The organism is Polaromonas sp. P1_G2, assembly GCF_056405515.1.
Window position 1 is genome coordinate 1 of sequence record NZ_JBFUBY010000528.1, and the last position, 1126, is coordinate 1126.

The 1126-nt window shown below is 61.9% G+C and carries 1 protein-coding gene; it reads left to right on the forward strand.

Features of this window, described 5'->3' with window-relative positions; all coding sequences use genetic code 11:
* Positions 1-48: 48 nt before the first annotated feature.
* On the forward strand, positions 49-1119 hold the full coding sequence (locus tag AC1D0P_RS25920; RefSeq protein WP_477679349.1) for an IS30 family transposase: 1071 nt from the start codon (positions 49-51) through the stop codon (positions 1117-1119).
* The last annotated feature ends 7 nt before the right edge of the window (positions 1120-1126 follow it).

Genomic DNA, 1126 nt, shown 5'->3' on the forward strand with positions numbered 1-1126 from the left:
GGCGGATTCAAGGACCAAGTGCAACACTTCCAATCCAAGAGGAGTTGCATGACAAGAACATATCGACAATTGAGTGCCGAAGAGCGAGGCACGGTAATGGGCATGAAGCTGCACAATTGCAGCATCCGCAAGATTGCCAGAGTGCTGGGGCGATCACCGAGCACGATCTCGCGCGAACTGCGCCGCAATGGCTGGCAAGACGAAGCCGAGCAGTGCGTGATGGGGCGCCCGCGCATCGCTGGCGGCTACGATGCGCATCGCGCCGGCAAGCGCGCCCGGTGCGTTCGGCGTGCCGCTTGGCCCGCTCGCAAGCTCGAGCGCAATGGCCCGTTATGGGCCGAGGTCAAGGCGCTGCTCGCGCTCAAGCTTTCGCCTGAGCAGATTGCTGCCAAACTCCGGGAACGTCATCCTGGGCAGACCCAATTGCAAGCTTCACACGAAACCATCTACACCGCGATCTATGCCATGCCCAAGGGTGACTTGCGCCGGGAGCTGACCGCACTGTTGCGCCAAGGGCGCGGTGCGCGCAGACCACCCAGCCCAGGCCAAAGTAGGCGTGGCTCGCTGCAGGACATGCTCAGCATCCATGTGCGGCCACCCGAGGCCAACGACCGCTTGGTGCCCGGCCACTGGGAAGGCGATCTGATTAAAGGCAAGAACAATGCCTCGGCCGTCGGCACCCTGGTGTGCCGCCATACGCTGTTTGCCATACTGGTCAAGCTCGACGGCAGCAAGGCCATCGACGTGCTCGAAGGGTTCAGGCAGGCGTTCGCACCGCTACCGCCGGAGATCCGCCAGACGCTGACCTACGACCAGGGCAAGGAGATGGCGCTGCACAAACAGCTGGCCGAGGACACGGGGCTGAAGATTTACTTCTGCGACCCCCACAGCCCGTGGCAGCGAGGCATCAACGAACACACCAATGGCCTGCTGCGCCAGTATCTGCCCAAGGGCACGGACCTGAGCGTGTACTCGCAGCACGAGCTTGATCTCATGGCCTGGGAGCTCAACATCAGGCCACGCAAGACCCTTGGCTGGAAAAGCCCTGCCGAGGTCTTCTTTAACAACAAGGCCATGCGAGACGCTGGCCTTATTCCGACTGTTGCACTTGGGGTTTGAATCCGCC